Here is a 19,497-nt window from a genome sequence, read left to right as displayed (position 1 = left end):
CGATGAGCGAGTACCAGTACTACGAATTCATCGCCGTCGACCGACCCCTCACCGGCCGGGAGCAGGCCGAGCTTCGGTCGCTGTCCACCCGCGCCGACATCACCGCCACCAGCTTCGTCAACACCTACGAGTGGGGCAACTTCAAGGGCGACCCGCGCAAGCTGATGGAACGATACTTCGACGCACACCTGTACCTGACCAACTGGGGCACCCGCCAGCTCATGCTCCGGCTACCGAAACACGTGCTCGACCCCGCCATCGTCGCCCGGTACTGCCAGGGTGACAGCGCGTCCGCGTGGACCGCCGGCAAACAGGTCATCATCGACCTTCACGACGAGGACGAGGACGGCACCGACGAGTGGGACCTCGACGGTCACGGTCTGCTCGCCTCCATCATCCCGGTCCGGGCCGGCCTCGCTGCCGACGATCTGCGCCTGCTCTACCTGGCCTGGCTCCGCTGCGTTCAGTCCGAGGAGATCACCGCCAACGAGCCCGAACCGCCCGTCCCGGCCGGGCTGGGCACCCTCGACGCGCCCCTGACCGCCGTCGCCGAGTTCCTACGCATCGACCCCGATTTGATTGCGGCCGCGGCGGCCGGATCGGCGCCGCCCGCCTCCGGTGAACCGACCGCCGCGCAACTCCGCACCTGGGTCGTCGGGCTGCCCGCCCGGGACAAGGACGCCATCCTGACCGACCTGATCACCGGCGGCGACAGCCACCTACGCAGCCGACTGCTGCGCCGCTACCGCGACGCACACCGCACTGATACGCCCGCCCCGGCAGTCGCCCGTACCGCCGCGGAACTGCTCGCCACCGCCGCGGGGTTGCGCGCCCAGCGGGAACGACGGGACGCCGAGCAGCGCGAACGCGACCGGATTCGCCGGGAACGGTCCGCCGCAGCAGCCCGGCAACGGCACCTCGACACCCTCGCGGTCGACCAACCCGCCGCCTGGCAGCGGGTCGACGAACTCATCGCCACGAAGAAACCCCGCGAGTACGACACCGCCGTTCAACTCCTCGTCGACCTGCGCGACCTCGCTGAACGCGACGGAGACAGCACATCGTTCCGAAATCGCCTGGCCGAGCTACGGACGGTGCACGCCCGCAAGCCCAGCCTGCTCGAACGACTCAACCGCGCAGGTCTCGAAACTTGACGCATGGTTCCCCGCTGACCGTCGCCAGGTGCGACAAGGATCGTGGAGGGCCGGCGCGGCGTGCCAGCGTGACGCCCCAGACAGTCGACGCCGGCGGCAGGGCGCTCCAGGCGTCCGTCGGGACCCGCAACCGGACAACGAACTGTGCCGTTTGATGGATGGACCCGGAGGGTCGGGTGACTGTCTGGGTGTGTGCTGCCGATGTCATGGCCAGCTTGGAGTAGGACGCCCCGGCCCTCGCTGATGACCGCTGTATCAGCACTGGATGGAGACTTGCGACCGATCGCCCTTTCCGAAGTTGTGACTACTGAACCGCGGCGGGTCCACGCCCCTTGACCAGCACGAGCAAAGAGGGTGATGCCCGATGGGCAGCCTGTGGGCCGGCGTCGACGTCGGCAAGACCCATCACCACGTGTGCGTCGTGGACGACGACGGCACCGTAGTCTTGTCTGAGAAGATCCCTAACGACCAGCAGGCCATCGGCGGCGTCGTCGGACGGCTCGGTAAGCGCCGTAAGCCGATCCGCTGGGCCGTCGACCTGCGGGGCGGACCCGCCTCGCTGCTGCTGGCGGTGCTGTTCGACCGGGGCGCGGACGTGCGCTATGTCAGCGGCACGGTCACCTCGCGGATGGCGGAGGCGTTCCATGGCGAGCGCAAGACCGACGCCCACGACGCGTACGTCATCGCCCAGACCCTGCGCATGCGCGCCGATCTGCCGACCCTCACCCTCGCGGACGGGGTGCAGCAGCAGTTGAAGCTGCTTGTCTCCCGCCGCCTCGACCTGGTCGCCGACCGGGTCCGCATCACCGCCCGCATCCAGGACCTCCTGACCATGATCAGCCCCGCCCTGGAGAAAGCACTCAACCTGAGTAGCAAGGGTGCACTCCGGCTCCTCGCCCAGTGGCAGACCCCCGCCGGGCTGCGCCGCGCCGGAGAAAACCGCATCCTCGCCTATCTACGCCAGCACGGCGTCCGGGCCGCCAAGGCGCTGACCGTCAAAGTCCTCACCGCCGCGCGGACGCAGACCGTCGCCGTCGCAGGGGAAGCCACCGCGGCCGGGATCGTGGCGCAAATGGCCACTGACCTGGAAGCGGTCAACGACCGCATCACCATGATCGAGGAAACCATCGCCGGCATCGTCGCCGAGCACGAACTTGGGGAGATCGTCACGAGTCTCCCGGGTATCGGCACCACCCTCGCCGCCGAGTTCCTCGCCCACGCCGGCACCCTCACGACCTACCCCAGCGCTGCGGCACTCGCTGCCCACGCCGGCCTCGCCCCGATCTCCCGGGATTCCGGACGCAGGCAGGGTCACCAGGTTCGGCCGCACCGCTACCACCGTGGTCTGCGCCGGGTGTTCAGCATGTCTAGCTTCACCGCCCTGACCCACTGCCCACGATCCCGCGCCTACTACGACAAGAAAAGAGCCGAGGGAAAGACCCACCGCCAAGCCACCGCAGCCCTGTCCAGACAACGCCTCAACGTCCTCTGGGCCTGCATCCGCGATAAGACCCCCTACCAGCCCAAACAACCAAGATCAGCAGAGCTGGCGTCATGCGAACTCGCGTAGAGACTCCGACGTGTGGTCCTGGGCTGGGCGAACGGGGGTCCGGGAAACGTGGGTGAACGGGGGCCACTCCCTGCCACCCCAGGTGAACCCCCAGGTCGCTAGACTAGGCGCTCGCGCCCTCGTAGCTCAGGGGATAGAGCATCGGTTTCCTAAACCGTGTGTCGCAGGTTCGAATCCTGCCGGGGGCACCAGTCACACCCTTGATCAATGATCACTGTTCCGCCTTCCGGGGCTTGCGTGCCCGCTGCGTGCCCGATCGCCTCGCTACCTTCGCCCGGCTCGCGTCCAGGTGCTGAGCGACCTCAGCGTCCCGACCGTCAGCGGCACAAGGTGCTCCCGAAGCACTGCACCACGAACGCCGGCACGGCCAGCTCCCGCCGCTGGTGGTTCTTCGGGGTGTCGATGACCGGACCGCCGGGCACCTGCGCCACCGCCTGATGGGCTAGGTGGACCGGGCCGGCCGTTACGTTGTGCTATCGGGCTTGCCGCTCTTCATGTCTCTGGTTGTGGCCCACGCCCGAGCCGCCTCGGTCAGCTTGCCGATGAGGTCTGTCTTGCCCTCGGTGTACGCCTCACGGTCGTGTGGGTAGCGGTCGGCCAGCTCTCGCTTGAGTGCTTCGTAGTCGGCACGGGCGTCAGGATGGGCTCGTAGATAGTCCCGAAATGCCAGGACGTTGAGGTAACGCGGCGAGCCGGTCGGCACGAGATGCAGGTGGTGGGTCCGGTGGCTGGGGCGTGGCTTGCAGAACCAGTGCATGACCTCAGCCAGATAGGGCCAGTAGCAGTAGTCCAAAGGCTTCAGCAGTTCGATGCAGGGGCGCGACAAGTCCAGGTCTGCCACGCCGACCATGATGTCGATGACTGGTTTGGCGGCGAGCCCGGGCACTGCGGTGCTGCCGACGTGGTGGATGCTGCCAGTGATCCAGGGACCGATGGTCTGGCCGATCACGCTGGCCTCGGTGGCGAACCGCTCGGGCCATGCGGCGTCGTAGGGCTCAATGTGAACGGGGGCGTTGACCTCGTCCGACTCGCTGCTATGGCTGTCCGACATGGCGGTCACTCTGCCAGGGAAGCTGTTTCGCCGCGGTCCCAGCAGTCCCGCCGCTGCTCGCCGCCATCGCCGCTGCCGTGGAGGCCCCGTCCCCGTCCGCCTAGCGGAGACGGTCCGCATCCAGTCCGCAAGAGGTCCACAGACGGCAGGGGAGTGGCGAGAGATGCCGAAAGGTGTTTCCGCTGCTAGGAGCCCCATCCGCGCTGCTTGCCTGAGCGTCCGTTTTGATCTCATAATCCCTCGATCGCCGTGCCCGTTGCGTGCTCGTTGGGAGAGGTGACCGTGGTCAATGGCGGTTAGCACTTGGCCGTGGGGGACAGCGTGGCGAGGCAGGTCAAGCCAGGGCATTGCCGAGCAGGTTCCGGCCGTGAACACACTTCCTAAACCGTGTGTCGCGGGTTCGAATCCTGCCGGGGGCACCAGGTCTTGATCACCGATCACTGTTCCGCCTTCCGGGCTTGCGCGGCCTGCCGCACCCCCAACCCGTCCTGCGAAAAAGATCATCGTTGCTACGATCCTCATCCGTGCACCGCACTGTGGAGCGACGGAGCGTCGCCGTGCTGGCGGGCTGGTACGCGTTGGCCGTCCTCGTGCCGATCGTGATGGCGACCCTGATCCTCGGCCCCGAGTTTCTGGGCCTGGGCCCGGAGCAGCCCGGTCCGGCGCGGCTGTGCACGAGGAAGACCCTGGCGTGCTGGGGACCGGGTCCGGACGTGCGGGACCTGCTTCAGGTCTGGGTGCCACCCCTTCTCGTCGGCCTGGCGATGTCGCTGCTGGTGCACCGGTTCCTGGTCCGCCGGTTCGAGTCGGCGGTGGTCACGGGCACGCTGTCGGCGTTCAGTGGCTGGCTTGGCTGTGCGGTGCTGGCCTGCGGTCTCCTCGCAATGCTCTACTCGTAGCCGGACGTCTCACGGAGCTGCTGGCCGGCGGGACACAACAGCCTGGAGGGAGTCGGTTGATGGCCGGCATCACGGTCCGACCGATGACGGCGGAGGACGCCGACGCGGTGCTGGCCATCTACCAGGCCGGGCTCGACGCCGGCGACGCCAGCTTCGAGACGGCGGCCCCCACCTGGCCGGCGTTCGACGCCGCCAGGCTGCCCGACCACCGGTTCGTCGCCGTCGACGGCGGCGGCGCGGTCGTGGGCTGGGTCGCCGTCTCGCCGACCTCGACCCGGGCCGTCTACGCGGGGGTGGTGGAGCACTCGGTGTACGTGAGCCCCGCCGTTCAGGGGCGGGGCGTCGGCCGGGTGCTGCTGGACGCGCTGATCGCGTCCACCGAAGCGGCCGGGGTCTGGACGATCCAGTCCGGTGTCTTCCCCGAGAACACCGCGAGCCTCGCCGTGCACCGCCGGGCCGGCTTCCGGGTGGTCGGCACGCGGGAGCGGGTCGGCCGGCAGCACGGCCGGTGGCGTGACGTCGTCCTCCTGGAACGCCGCAGCCCGGCGGTGGACTGAAGGCCGAGCCGAGCCGAGCCGCCGGTCAGCCGGGCAGGCGGTACACGGAGACGTGGGACCGGGACTCCTCCGTGAACTCGGCCCCGGACCAGTCCGCGTGCCGGGACTCCAGCTCGAAGCCGGCCAGCTGGCCCATCAGGTCCAGCTCGGCGGGCCAGATGTAGCGGTGCGGGCTGCGGGACAACCGCGCCTCGCGGCCCTCCCCGAACCGGAAGTGGTGCGACACGACCTGCTGGCGCAGCACGTCGTAGGTGTCCAGGCCGATGTAGCCGGGATCGGCGCGCCACACCGTCGCCCGATCGCCCGGGGTCAGCTTGCGCAGCTCGGGCACCCACAGCTCGATGACGAACCGCCCGCCCGGGCCGAGGTGGCGGGCCGCGTTGCGGAAGCAGGCGACCTGTTCCGCCTGGTCGAGCAGGTTGGAGATGGTGTTGTAGACCAGGTAGACCAGGGTGAAGTCGCCGGGGGCCGTGGCCGTCGCCATGTCGCCGACGACCACCGGGATCGTGGCCTCGTCGGCCTTCGTCCGGAGCTGCTCGATCATCGGTTCGGACAGCTCGATCCCGGTGACCGGCACGCCGCGTTGCGCCAGCGGGACGGCTACCCGGCCGGTGCCGATGGCGAACTCGAGGGCGCGTCCGCCACCGGCGAGCGCGGCGAGGCGGTCCACCGTGGGTCCGAGGACCTCCGGCGCGAACATCTCGGTGCCCGGTGTGTCGTAGTGCTGGGCGGTCTCGGCGTCCCAGATCTCGTCCTGGCGCATGGCGCCACGATCGCCGTCGATGCCGGTCGTGTCCAACGGTTTTCCGGGCGCGTGCCGGGCGGCGGTCGGGCGCAGCCCCGCCGAGGACGACCCCGCGGGCGTGACGGGCCTCCGGAACCGGCCGGTTGCCTCCGTGCGCGCTGTTAACCTGCGTGCGAGGGGCTGCGCTGTGTGGTGGGCGGCCTCGACCGGGCGCCAGCCCCGGGCCATCGGGGTGCCGGTGGGTCACGTCGGTACCCTGCTAGTCCTGGCCTGCCCGCGACGACATGGTGGTACTTCGTGAACGATCTTCGAGTGGTGGCGTTCGACCTGGACGACACGCTGGCGGTTTCCAAGTCCCAGATCGATCGTCGGATGGCGGAACTCCTCGGGCACCTGCTCACCGAGGTGGATGTGCTGGTCATTTCGGGTGGCCGGTTCGAGCAGTTCGAGGCGCAGATGCTGGCGCACCTCGACCTGACGGAGGAGCAGCGCGGCCGCCTGCACCTGATGCCGACGTGCGGCACCCGCTACTACCGGTGGCTGGACGGGGACTGGCGGCAGGTCTACGCCGAGGACCTCAGCGAGGCCGACAAGGTTCGGGTCGTCGCCGCGCTCACCGAGTCGGCGCGGGCGCTCGACCTCTGGGAGCCGAGGACCTGGGGCGACATCATCGAGGACCGGGGCAGCCAGATCACCTTCTCGGCGCTGGGCCAGTCCGCGCCGCCGGCCGAGAAGTACGGCTGGGACCCGGACGGCAGCAAGAAGAAGCGGCTGCGGGACGCGGTCGCCGCGAAGCTGCCCGACCTGGAGGTCCGCGGCGGCGGCTCGACCTCGATCGACGTCACCCGCAAGGGCGTGGACAAGGCGTACGGCATGCGGAAGCTGCTGGAGTGCCTGGACCTGAAGATCGACAACGTGCTCTTCGTCGGTGACCGGCTCGACGTGGGCGGCAACGACTACCCGGTGAAGGCCATGGGCATCCGGTGTATCGCCGTCACCCGCTGGGAGGAGACGGCCGACTACGTGGAGAGCCTCGTCGACGACCTGGTGAAGCTGCGGACCGAGCCGGCCTGACCGCCGCCCCGGGTCGAGGGACGGCGGCCAGGTCGGGCGTCAGAGGGCGGCGCGGATCGCCTCGGCGAGCGTGGTCGGGGTGCGCCCGAGCAGCCGGGCCAGGTCGTCGCCGACCGCCAGCTCGCCCTGGGCGAGGCCCCGATCGCCGTCGGCGAGCACGGCCGCGTACCCCTCGGGCAGGCCGGCCGCGACCAGCAGCTCGGTGTACTTGTCCACGGGCAGGTCGAGGTAGCTGACCGTGGCGCCGGCCAGCCGGGAGATCTCGGCGGCCAGCTCGGTCAGGGTGAACGGCGACCCGCCCAGCTCGTACACCTTGCCGGCCTGACCCTCGGTGGTGAGCACCGCGGCCGCCGCCTCGGCGTAGTCCGCGCGGGTGGCGGCGCTGACCCGCCCGTCGCCCGCCGCGCCCGCCACCCCATGCTGGAGGTACGTGGGGAGCTGGCCGGTGTAGTTCTCCAGGTACCAGCTGTTGCGCAGGAAGACGTACGGCAGCCCGGAGTCCTTGATCAGCTGCTCGGTCGCCTTGTGCTCGGCGGCGAGCACCAGGCTGGAGGTGTCCGCGTTGGCGATGCTGGTGTAGACGACCAGCCCGACGCCGGCCTCCTTGGCGGCGGTGACCACGTTGCCGTGCTGCACCACCCGCTTGCCGACCTCGCTGCCAGAGACGAACATGAGCTTCTCGGCGCCCGCGAAGGCCGCCTGCAGCGACCCGGGGTCGTCGTAGTCGGCCCGCTGGGTGACCACGCCCAGCTCCGCGAGGCCGGCGAGCCGGTCGACGTCGCGGCCGACCGCCACGATCTGGTCGGCGGACACGCCCCGGTCGAGCAGCGAGGAGATGATCAGGCGGCCGAGTGGGCCGGTGGCACCGGTGACGACGATGGACATGAGCACTCCCTGTTGGTGGCGACGTCAACTGTCTTCCCTCGCCAACGGGAACAACTCCCTGATACTTCCCGTTGGAGAGTAGACACCTTCAAGTTCGATACGCACTGAAAGAGAGTGACCACGTGCAGGCGGACCCGTTCAACCGGAACTGCGGCAGCCGGAAGGTTCTGGACCGGATCGGCGACCGTTGGAGTGTGCTGGTCGTGCTCACCCTCGCGGGCGGCGACAAGCGCTACGGCGAGGTGGCCGAGCGGATCGACGGGATCAGCCAGAAGATGCTCACCCAGACCCTGCGCGGCCTGGAGCGCGACGGCATCGTCACCCGCACCGTGCACGCCAGCGTGCCGCCGCGGGTCGACTACGCGCTCACCGACCTCGGCCGCAGCCTGCTCGACCTGGTCGCCGGCCTGGAGGCGTGGGCCACCACCCACCTGACCGAGGTGGAGGCCGCCCGGGTCCGCTACGACGCGCGGGGCTAGTTCCGGAACCGGGCCGAGTCTGGCGGGATCGGTGTCGATGCGGTAGGAACGCGCAGAGAGCGCTCTCCGTCCCCATCACCGAACAGGCAGGCAGATGAGACCACTCGACCCCTCCCGCCGCCGCTTCCTCGCCCTCACCGCCGCCTCGGCGGCGTCGGTCACCGCCCTCGGGCTCCCGGCCGTGCCCGCCGCCGCGTCCCCGGCCGGCCACGGCGACGGCGCCGAGCCCGACTTCGGCCCCAACGTCTTCGTGTACGACCCGGCCACCCCGGTTGAGGAGATCCAGTCCACCCTGGACCGGCTTTTCGCCGGCCAGGAGCACAACGAGATGGGCCTCGACCGCTACGCCGTGCTGTTCAAGCCCGGCCGGTACGAGGTGAACGCCCGGCTCGGCTACTACACGACGGTGGCCGGCCTCGGCGCGCACCCCGACGACGTGGAGATCCACGGCGCGGTACGGGTCATCGGCCAGCCCGACCCGAACTCCCCGGCCGGCATCTCCGCGCTGACCAACTTCTGGCGCTCGGCCGAGAACCTCGCCGTCACCCCGACCGACTGGTCGAACCAGTGGGCCGTCTCCCAGGCGTCCCCGATGCGCCGGGTGCACATCAAGGGCATCCTCTGGCTGGAACCCGGCAACGGCGGCTACTCCAGCGGCGGCTACATCGCCGACTCCAAGGTGGACGGCATCACCATCAACGGCTCGCAGCAGCAGTGGCTGACCCGGGACAGCGAACTCGGCGGCGACTGGACCAACGGGGTCTGGAACCAGGTCTTCTCCGGCGTCGTCGGCGCGCCCGCGCAGGGCTTCCCGGACCCGCCGTACACGACGCTGCCGACCAGCCCGGTGACCCGGGAGAAGCCGTACCTCTTCGTGGACGGCGCGGGCCGCTGGCGGGTGGCCGTTCCCCGGCTGCGCCGCGACACCGCCGGCACCACCTGGGCCGCCGGCGCCCCGCCGGTGCCCTCGCTGCCGCTGTCCGACTTCTTCATCGCCAAGCGCACCGACTCGGCCAAGCGGATCAACCAGGAACTCTCGCGGGGGCGGCACCTGCTGCTCACCCCGGGCGTCTACCGCCTGGACCAGGCGCTGCGGGTCAAGCGTCCGGACACCGTCGTGCTCGGCCTCGGCATGCCGAGCCTCGCCCCGACAACCGGTGACGCCGCCCTGCGGATCGAGGACGTGGACGGCGTCCGCATCGCCGGGGTGCTGGTCGACGCCGGGCCGGTCGAGTCGGAGGTGCTCGTCGAGGTCGGCAAGCGGCACAGCCACCGGTCGCACGCCGGCAACCCCATCTCGCTCCAGGACGTCTTCTTCCGCATCGGCGGCCCGTACGCCGGCCGGGCGGTGACCAGCCTCGTGGTGAACAGCCGGCACACCCTGATCGACAACATCTGGGCCTGGCGCGGCGACCACGGCAGGCCGGGCACCATCGGCTGGACCGTGAACACCGCGGCCACCGGCGTGGTGGTCAACGGCGACGACGTGACCGCGTACGGGCTCTTCGTCGAGCACTACCAGCGCTGGCAGACCATCTGGAACGGCGAGCGCGGCCGGACCGTCTTCTACCAGAGCGAGTTGCCCTACGACCCGCCCAGCCAGGCGGCCTGGCGCAGCCCGACCGGCAACGGCTGGGCCTCCTACAAGGTCGCCGACCACGTGCGCGAGCACGAGGCGTGGGGGCTGGGCGTCTACTCGTACTTCAACCAGCAGGTGGACATCCGCTGCGACCGGGCCATCGAGGCGCCGCGCCGGGCCGGCGTGCGGTTCCACGACGCGATCACCGTGTTCCTGGACGGCAGCGGCGGCATCGAGCGCACCGTCAACGAGGCCGGCACCCCGGTGGTCGGCTCGTACGGCACCAGCCCGGTGGTCAGCTACCCCTGATCCGCCGATCAGTACCACCGGCCGGCCGCGCCCGCGGCCGGCCGGTGGTGGCTCCAGCGATGTAACGAGATTTCGCCGGAACACGCTGCGCCCGTTACCCCGTGCGGGGTGGGATTCCCGGTCATAGGCTCCCGTACATCGAGGACCGGCGGCATCGCGGCCACCTGTGAGGGGGCGACGGACGCGATCGAGGGGGCGCGTCCGACGCCGCCGCCGTCCCGCCACCAGATCCTGGACCGGAGGACTCTTTGCGTCGTTCCACACTTCGCGCCTCAATGACCACCGCGGCGGTCGCGGCGGTCCTGGCCGCCGCTGCACCGGCGTCGGCCATCAACACCTACAACGCCCAACCCGCGCCGGAGCGCACCGAGGTCGGCGCCATGCTGGCCCTCTGGGACCGCGACGGCGACGGCGTCTCGGAGACGGTCGACTGGTACTGCTCCGGCACCATGGTCGACCGGAACACCTTCCTCACCGCCGCGCACTGCACCACCGACTGGTCGCCCGGCGTGCGCTTCTACGTCTCGTTGGCCCAGGACGTGCAGGGCGCGCTCGACGCGGCCAGGGCCGCGGGGCTGACCCCGGCGCAGACCGCCGCCACGGTCGGCGTCGAGGGCACCGCACACACCAGCCCGGACTACCCCGGCAACTCCGCCGACGCGCACGACATCGCCGTCATCGAGTTCTCCGACGGCCAGGCCGCCGACCTGGCGGGCCGGTGGTCGTTCACCCCGGCGACGCTGCCCGCCGCCGGTCAGCTCGACGCGCAGGGCACCCGGGCCCTCGACGCCGCGACCTGGGTGGTGGCCGGTTACGGCACCGAGGAGGCCGTGCGCGGCCCGGGCGGGCAGACCCACCCCGGCGGCGGCGTCCGGAACAAGGCCGAGGTCGGCTTCAACGCGTTGAACAAGACCTGGGTGCGGCTGGCCATGAACGAGAGCCGCGGCTACGGCGGCGCCTGCTACGGCGACTCCGGCGGGCCGAACTTCGTCACGCTCGGCGGGCAGCGGGTGCTGGCCGCCACCACCATCACCGGCGACGGCCCCTGCTACGCGACCAACGTGGCGTACCGGCTGGACGCCCCGACCGCGCGGGACTTCCTCGACGAGTTCGTCGACCTGCCCTGACCTGAGGCGCGACCGGCGGCCGGCGGGGTCACCCCGCCGGCCGCCCCCGTTCGTCGGCCCCCGCTCAGGCGGGAAGTTGCTCGGCGCGGGTGACCACCTGGTCGATCAGGCCGTAGTCACGGGCCTGCTCGGCGGTGAACCAGCGGTCCCGGTCCCAGTCGCGCTGGATCTCTTCCAGGGTGTGTCCACTGTGCTGAGCGATCAGCTCCTGCATGGTCCGCTTCACGTGCAGCATGTTCTCCGCCTGGATGGTGATGTCGGCGGCCGTGCCGCCCATCCCGCCGGACGGCTGGTGCATCATCACCCGCGAGTGCGGCAGCGCGAACCGCTTCCCGGCCGCGCCGGCGCACAGCAGGAACTGCCCCATCGAGCCGGCCATCCCGAGGGCCAGCGTGGCCACGTCGTTCTTGACGTAGCGCATGGTGTCGTAGACGGCCATCCCGGCGCTCACCGAGCCGCCCGGGGAGTTGATGTAGAGGAAGATGTCCCGCTCCGGGTCCTCGGCCGCCAGCAGCAGGATCTGCGCGCAGATCTGGTTGGCCGAGGCGTCGGTGACCTCGGTGCCGAGGAAGATGATCCGCTCCTTGAGCAGCTTCTCGAAGACCCGGTCGCCGAGGGTCGGTTGCCCCTCGTCCAGCATCCAGATGCCGTATCCCATGACCTGACCACCCTCCGTGCCGCCGGCGGGCGAGGGACCGCCCGGCAACCGGCGGTCTCCAGCCTCCGGCGGCCGGTGCCCCACGGCCCAGGGTTTCTGCCCGGGGCAGATCCGCCGTGGGCAGAACCGGCCGGGCCTAGGCGGCGGTCAGCCGCCGCCGGCCGGCCCGGGCCCGCCGCCGGGCCAGCGTGACGGAGGTACGCGGACGGTGGCGGGCGGCCGGCGCGGAGGGGATCAGCCAGATCCGGGTGCCGGTGCCGAATGCCGAGGGGGAGCCGTACCCGAGTTCCGGGCCGATCGGCGCGGGCGCGGTGCCGGGCAGCCGCAGCGCCCCGCCGAGCAGGGGGGTCGGTGCGACCGGCCGCCGGGTGGCGTGCAGCCGCGGCCCGCCGGCCCGGAGCTGCGGCCCGGTCCGGGTGGCCGGCACCCGATCCAGCCGGGCCAGCGTCACCCCGGAGGTCACCGGCGCCCGCCGCTCGACCCGGCGCAGCTCGTCGCGGGCCTCTTCGAGCAGGTCGGAGAGGTGGATGCCGAGGGCCCGGCAGATCGCCGCCAGCACCTCGGAGGAGGCCTCCTTGCGGCCGCGTTCCACCTCGGAGAGGTAGGGCAGGGAGACGCCGGCAGCCAGCGCCACCTCGCGCAGGGTGCGGCCCTGACGCAGGCGTACCCGGCGGAGCACCCCACCGATCACCCGTCGCAGCAACGACATGCGGGCCTCCTCGCGCTCGTCGTCCCCCGGACGTCCCCATCATGCCCCGTTCCGGCGACGGAGAGCGGCCCGGCTGGGCCGCACCTCGCCCCGGACGGCCGGATCCCGGCGTACCCGCTATGTTGTGGGCGTGCAGGCGACGGTGGCGGAGCAGGGCCGACGGTGATCCATTTTCCCGCGCAACGGCGGGGGCCGCTGAGCGCGCTGAGCCTGCGCCTGCTCGCCGCCCTGGGCCTGGTCCTGGCCGTGGTGGCGGCGGTGTGGATCGACCGTGACGGCTACCGCGACGTCAACGAGGACGGCCTCACCCTCCTCGACTGCTTCTACTACGCGGTGGTCTCGCTCTCCACCACGGGCTACGGCGACATCACCCCGGCCGCGTCCTCGGCCCGCCTCGTGAACGTCCTGTTCGTCACCCCCGCCCGGGTGCTCTTCCTGATCATCCTGGTCGGCACCACCCTCGAAGTCCTGACCGAGCAGTACCGGACCGGCCGTCGCCTGACGCGGTGGAGGAAAATCGTGAAGGACCACGTCATCATCTGCGGCTACGGCACCAAGGGCCGCAGCGCCGTCTCCGCCCTGCTGGAGAACGGTCTGGACAAGTCCAAGATCGTGGTGGTCGAGCGGAGCGGTCCCGCGCTGCGGCAGGCCACCTCGGCCGGGCTGGTCGCCATCGAGGGCTCCGCCACCCGCTCGTCCGTGCTCGAGGAGGCGCACGTCCGCACCGCCAAGTCGGTCATCATCGCCACCGACAGCGACGACGCCTCGGTGCTGGTGGCGCTGACCGTCCGGCAGCTCACCGCCGGCCAGGTGCGGATCATCGCGGCGGTCCGGGAGGCGGAGAACGCGCCGCTGCTCAAGCAGAGCGGGGCGCACCACGTGATCGTCTCCTCGGCGACCGCCGGCCGCCTGCTCGGCCTGTCGACCTCCGCCCCGCCGCTGATCGATGTGGTGGAGGACCTGCTCACCCCCGGTCAGGGCATGGCGCTGGCCATGCGCTCCGCCGAGCGCAGCGAGGTGGGCCGCTCGCCCCGGGAGCTGGAATCGCTCGTCATCGCCCTGGTCCGCCGGGGCAAGGTGGTCACGTTGAACGACCGGGCGGGCGCCGTGATCGAGACCGGCGACATGCTGGTCCACGTGCGGGACGACCGGCCGCAGTCCGCGACGACGGTCTGACCTCTCCCTGACACCCGCCCGCCGGCCCGGCGGTCAGCAGCTGGCGTCCGGCTCGTCGCCGGACTCCTCGGCGCAGATCACCTGGCGGCCGCTGGTCGCCCGGCGGAGCAGTTCGTAGAGGGTGTCCCGCTCGGCCGGCTCCAGCGCGCCGAGCACCTCGTCCTCCACCCCGGCGAGGGCGCACTCGGCCTCGCGGAGCCGTTTCGCGCCCGCCGTGGTGAGGCTCACCACGTGGCGCCGGCGGTCCTCGGGTGACCGTCGCCGCTCGACCAGGCTCTCCGCCTCCAGGTCGTTGAGCAGCCCGACCACGTTGGTGCCGTCGATCTGCAGCGTGCCGGCCAGCGCCTGCTGGCTGATGCCGCCCGACTCCCGCAGCACGGTGAGCGCGACGAGGTGCCGGGGGCGCAGGCCCAGGGGCGCCAGTACCGACTCGGAGCGCAGCCGCATCCGCCGGGCCAGATGGTCGAGCAGCGGCCCGGAGCGGTGCTCCGACTCCTCGACCGGCAGGGCTGGCATGTGACCCAGTTTACGCACGGCGTGGAACATCGGCCTGCTATAAATGGTTGGCGTTACACAAACGATCCGTGGAGGGTTAATCACATGGCACACCTGCTGTACATCGACTCCAGCATCCGGGGCGAGCACTCGGTCAGCCGGCGGCTCACCGCCCGGGCCGCCGCCGCGTGGCGCGCCGCCCACCCGGGTGGCACCGTCACGCACCGCGACCTCGGCCGGGAGCCGCTGCCGCACCTCGACGAGGCCGGTGGCCTCGCACGGATGGTGCCGGCGGAGCAGCACACCCCGGCGCAGCGCGCGTCCTGGCAGCTGAGCGAGCGGCTGGTGGACGAGGTGAAGCGGGCCGACACGGTCCTGCTCGGCCTCCCGCTCTACAACTACGGCGCGCCGAGCAGCGTGAAGACCTGGGTCGACCACCTCATCGCGCCCGGCATCGCGTACGACCCGGCCACCGGGGGCGGCCTGCTGGGCGGGCGCGAGTTCATCGTGCTGGGCACCCGGGGCGGCGGCTACGGCCCGGGCACCCCGCGCGAGGGCTGGGACCACGCCGAGCCCTGGCTGCCGCACGGCCTGTCCATGACCGGCCTGGAGCCGCGCTTCATCTCGGCCGAACTGACCCTGGCGCCGGTCACCCCCGCCATGGCCGAGCTGATCCCGCTGCACGAGCAGAGCCTCGCGGCGGCCGAGCGGGCCATCGACGAGCTGTGGGTGCCGGCTGCCGCGGTGGCCTGACCCGACGAGAAAGGGCGGGCCGTCCCCTCGGGGAACGGCCCGCCCTTCTGCGTCGTCAGGGACGGGTCAGAGGATCGTCCAGGTGTCGCCGGCCGACAGCAGGCCGGCGAGCTGCTGCTCGGGAGTCTGGTCGACGCCGGCCTTCGCCGCCGCCACCTGCTCCTGCACCGCCCGGTCGTAGGAGGAGCGGGTCACCGAGCGGAACACGCCGATCGGGGTGTTGCGCAGGTCCAGACCGGGCAGCCGGGACAGCGCGAAGGCGTACGCCGGGTCGGCGACCCCCGCGTCGTGCACCACGATCTCCCCGGCCGGGGTGGCCGCGGTCTCCCGGACCTCCAGCCCGAAGCCGCCCGGCGGGTGGACGACGCAGAACTGGTCGTCCTTGCCGAAGGTGATCGGCTGCCCGTGCTCCAGGCGGATGAGGAAGTCGTCCCGGGTGGCCGGCTCCTTGAGCGGGTCGAACGCGCCGTCGTTGAAGATGTTGCAGTTCTGGTAGATCTCCACGAACGCGGAGCCCTGGTGCTCGGCGGCGGCCCGCAGCACCGACTGGAGGTGCTTGCGGTCCGAGTCGATGGTCCGGGCCACGAAGGTGGCCTCCGCGCCGAGCGCCAGCGACAGCGGGTTGAACGGGGCGTCCGCCGAGCCGACCGGCGTGGACTTGGTGACCTTGCCGATCTCGGAGGTCGGCGAGTACTGCCCCTTCGTCAGGCCGTAGATCCGGTTGTTGAACAGCAGGATCTTGAGGTTGACGTTGCGGCGCAGCGCGTGGATCAGGTGGTTGCCGCCGATGGAGAGGGCGTCGCCGTCACCGGTGACCACCCAGACCGACAGGTCCGGCCGGCTCACCGACAGGCCGGTGGCGATCGCCGGGGCACGGCCGTGGATCGAGTGCATCCCGTAGGTGTTCATGTAGTACGGGAAGCGGGACGAGCAGCCGATGCCCGAGATGAAGACGACGTTCTCCCGGGGGATGTTCAGCTCCGGCATGAAGCCCTGGACGGCCGCCAGAATGGCGTAGTCGCCGCAGCCGGGGCACCAGCGCACCTCCTGGTCGGACTTGAAGTCCTTGGCGGTGAGCTTGAGGGCGACGGGCTCAGACATTCTTCAGGACCTCTTCCAGCATCGTCTCCAGCTCGGCGGCGGTGAACGGCAGGCCGCGGACCTGGTTGTAGCTGATCGCGTCGACCAGGTACTTCGCCCGGATCACGTGGGCGAGCTGGCCGAGGTTCATCTCGGGAATGACCACCCGGTCGTACGCGCGCAGCACCTCGCCGAGGTTGGCCGGCATCGGGGCCAGGTGACGCAGGTGCGCCTGGGCGACGGAGAGCCCGCGCTGCCGCAGGCCCCGGCAGGCCGCCCCGATCGGGCCGTACGTCGAGCCCCAGCCGAGCACCAGCACCCGGGCGTCGCCGTCCGGGTCCTCCACCTCGACGTCCGGCACCGGGATGGTCTCGATGCGGGCCGCCCGGGTGCGCACCATGAAGTCGTGGTTCGCCGGGTCGTACGAGATGTCGCCGGTCTTGTCGGCCTTCTCCAGGCCGCCGATCCGGTGCTCCAGCCCCGGGGTGCCCGGGATGGCCCACGGCCGGGCAAGGGTCTCCGGGTCCCGCAGGTACGGCAGGAAGGTGGTGCCGTCCTCGCCGTTGGGCCGGCTGGCGAACTCGACCCGCAGGTCGGGCAGGCTCTCCACGTCCGGCAGCAGCCACGGCTCGGAGCCGTTGGCCACGTAGTTGTCCGACAGCAGGAGCACCGGGGTGCGGTAGGTCAGCGCGATCCGGGCCGCCTCCAGGGCCGCGTGGAAGCAGTCCGCGGGCGACTTCGGCGCGATCACCGCGACGGGGGCCTCGCCGTGCCGGCCGTACAGGGCCATGTTGAGGTCGGCCTGCTCGGTCTTGGTGGGCATGCCGGTGGACGGCCCGGCCCGCTGCACGTCGACGATGACCAGCGGCAGCTCCAGCGCCACGGCCAGCGAGATCGTCTCGCTCTTCAGCGCGACGCCCGGGCCGCTCGTGGTGGTGACGCCGAGCGAGCCGCCGTACGAGGCGCCCAGCGCCGCGCCGACCGCCGCGATCTCGTCCTCGGCCTGCATGGTGACCACGCCGAGCTTCTTGTGCTTGCTCAGCTCGTGCAGGATGTCCGACGCCGGGGTGATCGGGTACGCACCCAGGAAGACCGGCAGCCCGGAGCGGACGCCGGCGGCCACCAGGCCCAGGGACAGCGCCGCGTTGCCGGTGATGTTCCGGTAGGTGCCCGGCAGCATCTTCGCCGGCTTGACCTCGTAGCGGACGGAGAAGTCCTCGGTGGTCTCGCCGAAGTTCCAGCCGGCCCGGAAGGCGGCCACGTTCGCCGCGACCAGCTCGGGGCGGGCCGCGAACTTCCGCTCCAGGAAGCGCAGCGTCGACTCGTACGGGCGCGAGTACATCCAGCTCAGCAGGCCGAGCGCGAACATGTTCTTGGCCCGCTCGGCGTCCTTCTTGGACACCTCGTGCTCGGCGAGGGCACCGATCGTCATCGAGGTCAGGGCGACCGGGTGCACCACGTAGCCGGCGAGGGAGTCGTCGTCGAGGGGGCTGGTCGCATAGCCCACCTTGGCCAGGTTGCGCCGGGTGAACTCGTCGGTGTTGACGATGATGTCCGCGCCGCGCGGCAGGTCGGTCAGGTTGGCCTTGAGCGCGGCCGGGTTCATCGCCACCAGCACGTTCGGCGCGTCGCCGGGGGTGAGGATGTCGTAGTCGGCGAAGTGCACCTGGAAACTCGACACGCCCGGCAGGGTGCCGGCGGGGGCGCGGATCTCGGCCGGGAAGTTGGGCAACGTGGAGATGTCGTTGCCCAGCTGCGCCGTCTCCGAGGTGAACCGGTCACCGGTGAGCTGCATGCCGTCGCCGGAGTCGCCGGCGAACCGGATGACCACCCGGTCCAGTTGACGGATCTGCTTGGTCACGCCCGCACCTCGCTTCGCTGAGCGCCGTCGCACGGGCGGCTGAACGTGATGGTGACTCCGCCTTGCCCGGCCACGTGCCCTCCTAGACGCGCTGCTGCCGCCGGCCGTCCGTCGATTGGTCCGACCCGCTTCATCTCTCACGTCAGAGCCTACGTCGGTCCCTTAGGGCAACCTTGGTGCAGGTCCGACGTGTGGGACCTGATCGGGCCGGTGTATGCCCGGCTTTGCGGTGTTTAGTACCGCGGCCCGTAATTCAGATCACCGCAACCAGCCGGACGCATCCGTCCCTCACTCCTCCGCGGGGCGGGCGACCGGGTCCACGGCCGCGGCGCCCATGCGCCGGCGCAGCGAGGTGGTCGCCAGGGCCAGCGCGAGCACCACCAGCAGTCCGGAGACCCCGATCAGGGTCACCGCGGTCCGGTGCACCGAGGTGACGTCGTCGTCGGTGGCCGGCGCGCCGGCGGCCACCACGCCCTGCGATCCCGTCGGGGCGGGCGTACCGGCCGGCGGCGTGGCCAGCGCGGCCGCGGCGGTGATCCGGAAGCTCATCTGCACCTGCCGGTCGCGGCCGCTGCGCGGGTCCAGCCGACCGACGACGGCGCCGGCCAGCGGGGCCCGGCGCTGGGCCTCCGCCGAGGCGGTCACCGGCAGGCTCAGGCTGACGGTCCGGCCGGCCGGGACGGTGCCCAGCTCGCACCGGGTCCGGTCGGGGCCCGCCGGGGCGCAGCCGGCCGGCGGATCGGTGACCGTCACCCCCGCGGGGAGGACCACGTCGACCCGGCCGGCGGCGTCGACCTCGCCGGTGTTGCCGAGGCGCACGCCCAGGGTGCTCGGCGCGCCGCTGATGTCGAACAGCACCTCGTCGGCGCGGAGCGAGATGCCGGGCACCGGCGGCCCCGGCGGGAAGAGGACCGCGAAGCCCTCGTCGTCCCCGGCCGCGCCGGCCACCCCGGGCGCGGTGGCGGTGACCTGGACCGACCCGCTCAGCGGCATGGACCGCCAGGCGGTGCCGGCGACCCGGACGCGGATCGAGGCGCGGAACTGGGCGCCCGCGGCGGTGGTCCACCCGCCGCAGCGGTGGCTGCCGCCGCCGGCGGGGGCGCAGCCCGGGGTGCCGGCGTCGGTCAGGCCGGGCGGCAGGGTGTAGCCGAGGCGGATCAGTTCGGGCCGGCTCCCGGTGTTGGTCACCGTCACCCGCAGCGTGGTCACCGTGCTGTCCGCGTTCCAGTAGGCCGGCGTCAGCACGACGTCATCGGTGGTGACCCGCACGCCGAGCGGGCTGCCCGCCGGCGCCGACAACCACGGCCCCCGAACCGGTGCCCACCACCACGGCGCC

General features: G+C 71.5%; 19 protein-coding genes and 1 tRNA gene. 11 read left to right on the top strand and 9 right to left on the bottom strand.

Annotated elements, in window-relative coordinates; translation table 11 throughout:
- Positions 1-2: 2 nt before the first annotated feature.
- From F8274_RS02965 to F8274_RS02955, 3 genes are all read left to right on the top strand, one after another.
- Positions 3-1,154 carry a hypothetical protein gene (locus F8274_RS02965; RefSeq protein WP_151460715.1) on the top strand — a complete coding sequence of 384 codons (1,152 nt, stop codon included), beginning with the start codon at positions 3-5 and terminating at the stop codon, positions 1,152-1,154.
- Positions 1,155-1,518: 364 nt separating this feature from the next.
- Positions 1,519-2,724, top strand: a complete 1,206-nt coding sequence (locus F8274_RS02960; protein ID WP_151460714.1) for an IS110 family transposase — start codon at positions 1,519-1,521, stop codon at positions 2,722-2,724.
- A 115-nt stretch (positions 2,725-2,839) separates the two neighbouring features.
- Positions 2,840-2,915, top strand: a tRNA-Arg gene (locus tag F8274_RS02955).
- A gap of 272 nt (positions 2,916-3,187) precedes the next feature.
- Here F8274_RS02955 and F8274_RS02950 read toward each other — a convergent pair.
- Entirely contained in the window at positions 3,188-3,775 is a 588-nt protein-coding gene (locus tag F8274_RS02950; protein ID WP_151460774.1) for a GrpB family protein, read from the bottom strand.
- Positions 3,776-4,299: 524 nt separating this feature from the next.
- Here F8274_RS02950 and F8274_RS02945 point away from each other — a divergent pair.
- Together F8274_RS02945 and F8274_RS02940 are read left to right on the top strand one after the other, a co-directional pair.
- Positions 4,300-4,674: a hypothetical protein gene (locus F8274_RS02945; protein ID WP_151460713.1), complete on the top strand. Its 375-nt coding sequence runs from the start codon at positions 4,300-4,302 to the stop codon at positions 4,672-4,674.
- 59 nt (positions 4,675-4,733) lie between these two features.
- Positions 4,734-5,231: a GNAT family N-acetyltransferase gene (locus F8274_RS02940; RefSeq protein WP_151460712.1), complete on the top strand. Its 498-nt coding sequence runs from the start codon at positions 4,734-4,736 to the stop codon at positions 5,229-5,231.
- 25 nt (positions 5,232-5,256) lie between these two features.
- Here F8274_RS02940 and F8274_RS02935 read toward each other — a convergent pair whose 3' ends face one another.
- Entirely contained in the window at positions 5,257-5,994 is a 738-nt protein-coding gene (locus tag F8274_RS02935; RefSeq protein ID WP_151460711.1) for a bifunctional 2-polyprenyl-6-hydroxyphenol methylase/3-demethylubiquinol 3-O-methyltransferase UbiG, read from the bottom strand.
- 279 nt (positions 5,995-6,273) lie between these two features.
- Between F8274_RS02935 and F8274_RS02930 the strand changes: the two genes are divergently transcribed.
- Entirely contained in the window at positions 6,274-7,050 is a 777-nt protein-coding gene (locus tag F8274_RS02930; protein ID WP_151460710.1) for an HAD-IIB family hydrolase, read from the top strand.
- Positions 7,051-7,089: 39 nt separating this feature from the next.
- On the opposite strand, the gene F8274_RS02925 is transcribed toward F8274_RS02930, so the two are convergent.
- The gene (locus F8274_RS02925; protein ID WP_151460709.1) at positions 7,090-7,935 is read right to left on the bottom strand and encodes an SDR family oxidoreductase; all 846 of its coding nucleotides are present in this window, start codon (positions 7,933-7,935) and stop codon (positions 7,090-7,092) included.
- 122 nt (positions 7,936-8,057) lie between these two features.
- On the opposite strand from F8274_RS02925, the gene F8274_RS02920 reads away from it, so the two are divergent.
- The 3 genes from F8274_RS02920 (at position 8,058) to F8274_RS02910 (ending at position 11,429) form a co-directional block, all read left to right on the top strand.
- Positions 8,058-8,414: a helix-turn-helix domain-containing protein gene (locus F8274_RS02920; RefSeq protein ID WP_151460708.1), complete on the top strand. Its 357-nt coding sequence runs from the start codon at positions 8,058-8,060 to the stop codon at positions 8,412-8,414.
- Between the two features lie 94 nt (positions 8,415-8,508).
- On the top strand, positions 8,509-10,302 hold the full coding sequence (locus F8274_RS02915; RefSeq protein WP_151460707.1) for an adenylyl cyclase: 1,794 nt from the start codon (positions 8,509-8,511) through the stop codon (positions 10,300-10,302).
- A 275-nt stretch (positions 10,303-10,577) separates the two neighbouring features.
- Complete coding sequence (locus F8274_RS02910) at positions 10,578-11,429, top strand: trypsin-like serine protease (protein ID WP_151460706.1); 852 nt, start codon at positions 10,578-10,580, stop codon at positions 11,427-11,429.
- A gap of 64 nt (positions 11,430-11,493) precedes the next feature.
- Here the strand turns inward: F8274_RS02910 and F8274_RS02905 are convergent, their stop codons facing one another.
- Positions 11,494-12,087: a ClpP family protease gene (locus tag F8274_RS02905; protein WP_151460705.1), complete on the bottom strand. Its 594-nt coding sequence runs from the start codon at positions 12,085-12,087 to the stop codon at positions 11,494-11,496.
- A gap of 136 nt (positions 12,088-12,223) precedes the next feature.
- Positions 12,224-12,796 (bottom strand): helix-turn-helix domain-containing protein, encoded by a 573-nt coding sequence (locus tag F8274_RS02900; protein ID WP_151460704.1) that lies wholly within the window; start codon positions 12,794-12,796, stop codon positions 12,224-12,226.
- Between the two features lie 162 nt (positions 12,797-12,958).
- On the opposite strand from F8274_RS02900, the gene F8274_RS02895 reads away from it, so the two are divergent.
- Positions 12,959-13,972 (top strand): TrkA family potassium uptake protein, encoded by a 1,014-nt coding sequence (locus F8274_RS02895; RefSeq protein ID WP_151460703.1) that lies wholly within the window; start codon positions 12,959-12,961, stop codon positions 13,970-13,972.
- 33 nt (positions 13,973-14,005) lie between these two features.
- Here F8274_RS02895 and F8274_RS02890 read toward each other — a convergent pair whose 3' ends face one another.
- Positions 14,006-14,488, bottom strand: a complete 483-nt coding sequence (locus tag F8274_RS02890) for a MarR family winged helix-turn-helix transcriptional regulator (RefSeq protein ID WP_192579677.1) — start codon at positions 14,486-14,488, stop codon at positions 14,006-14,008.
- An 84-nt stretch (positions 14,489-14,572) separates the two neighbouring features.
- On the opposite strand from F8274_RS02890, the gene F8274_RS02885 reads away from it, so the two are divergent.
- Positions 14,573-15,220 (top strand): FMN-dependent NADH-azoreductase, encoded by a 648-nt coding sequence (locus F8274_RS02885; protein ID WP_151460701.1) that lies wholly within the window; start codon positions 14,573-14,575, stop codon positions 15,218-15,220.
- A gap of 66 nt (positions 15,221-15,286) precedes the next feature.
- Here the strand turns inward: F8274_RS02885 and F8274_RS02880 are convergent, their stop codons facing one another.
- The 3 genes from F8274_RS02880 to F8274_RS02870 form a co-directional block, all read right to left on the bottom strand.
- Positions 15,287-16,321, bottom strand: a complete 1,035-nt coding sequence (locus F8274_RS02880; RefSeq protein ID WP_151460700.1) for a 2-oxoacid:ferredoxin oxidoreductase subunit beta — start codon at positions 16,319-16,321, stop codon at positions 15,287-15,289.
- On the bottom strand, positions 16,314-18,161 hold the full coding sequence (locus F8274_RS02875) for a 2-oxoacid:acceptor oxidoreductase subunit alpha (protein ID WP_151460699.1): 1,848 nt from the start codon (positions 18,159-18,161) through the stop codon (positions 16,314-16,316). The genes F8274_RS02880 and F8274_RS02875 overlap by 8 nt, the downstream gene beginning before the upstream one ends.
- Positions 18,162-18,449: 288 nt before the next feature.
- Positions 18,450-19,497 (bottom strand): hypothetical protein (locus tag F8274_RS02870; protein WP_151460698.1); only part of this gene is annotated, 1,048 nt, incomplete at its 5' end.

Source organism: Micromonospora sp. AMSO31t, assembly GCF_008868175.1.
Classification (GTDB): domain Bacteria; phylum Actinomycetota; class Actinomycetes; order Mycobacteriales; family Micromonosporaceae; genus Micromonospora.
The sequence above is the reverse complement of the archived record's forward strand: the minus strand, read 5'-3'. Positions and strand labels throughout refer to the sequence as shown.

Excerpts from the sequence above, each read along its gene's own strand:
- F8274_RS02960 (WP_151460714.1), top strand. The coding sequence starts at position 1,519 with ATGGGCAGCCTGTGGGCCGGCGTCGACGTCGGCAAGACCCATCACCAC.
- F8274_RS02905 (WP_151460705.1), bottom strand. The coding sequence starts at position 12,087 with ATGGGATACGGCATCTGGATGCTGGACGAGGGGCAACCGACCCTCGGC.
- F8274_RS02965 (WP_151460715.1), top strand. The coding sequence starts at position 3 with ATGAGCGAGTACCAGTACTACGAATTCATCGCCGTCGACCGACCCCTC.
- F8274_RS02925 (WP_151460709.1), bottom strand. The coding sequence starts at position 7,935 with ATGTCCATCGTCGTCACCGGTGCCACCGGCCCACTCGGCCGCCTGATC.
- F8274_RS02915 (WP_151460707.1), top strand. The coding sequence starts at position 8,509 with ATGAGACCACTCGACCCCTCCCGCCGCCGCTTCCTCGCCCTCACCGCC.
- F8274_RS02880 (WP_151460700.1), bottom strand. The coding sequence starts at position 16,321 with ATGTCTGAGCCCGTCGCCCTCAAGCTCACCGCCAAGGACTTCAAGTCC.
- F8274_RS02935 (WP_151460711.1), bottom strand. The coding sequence starts at position 5,994 with ATGCGCCAGGACGAGATCTGGGACGCCGAGACCGCCCAGCACTACGAC.
- F8274_RS02940 (WP_151460712.1), top strand. The coding sequence starts at position 4,734 with ATGGCCGGCATCACGGTCCGACCGATGACGGCGGAGGACGCCGACGCG.
- F8274_RS02885 (WP_151460701.1), top strand. The coding sequence starts at position 14,573 with ATGGCACACCTGCTGTACATCGACTCCAGCATCCGGGGCGAGCACTCG.
- F8274_RS02890 (WP_192579677.1), bottom strand. The coding sequence starts at position 14,488 with ATGCCAGCCCTGCCGGTCGAGGAGTCGGAGCACCGCTCCGGGCCGCTG.
- F8274_RS02900 (WP_151460704.1), bottom strand. The coding sequence starts at position 12,796 with ATGTCGTTGCTGCGACGGGTGATCGGTGGGGTGCTCCGCCGGGTACGC.
- F8274_RS02910 (WP_151460706.1), top strand. The coding sequence starts at position 10,578 with ATGACCACCGCGGCGGTCGCGGCGGTCCTGGCCGCCGCTGCACCGGCG.
- F8274_RS02950 (WP_151460774.1), bottom strand. The coding sequence starts at position 3,775 with ATGTCGGACAGCCATAGCAGCGAGTCGGACGAGGTCAACGCCCCCGTT.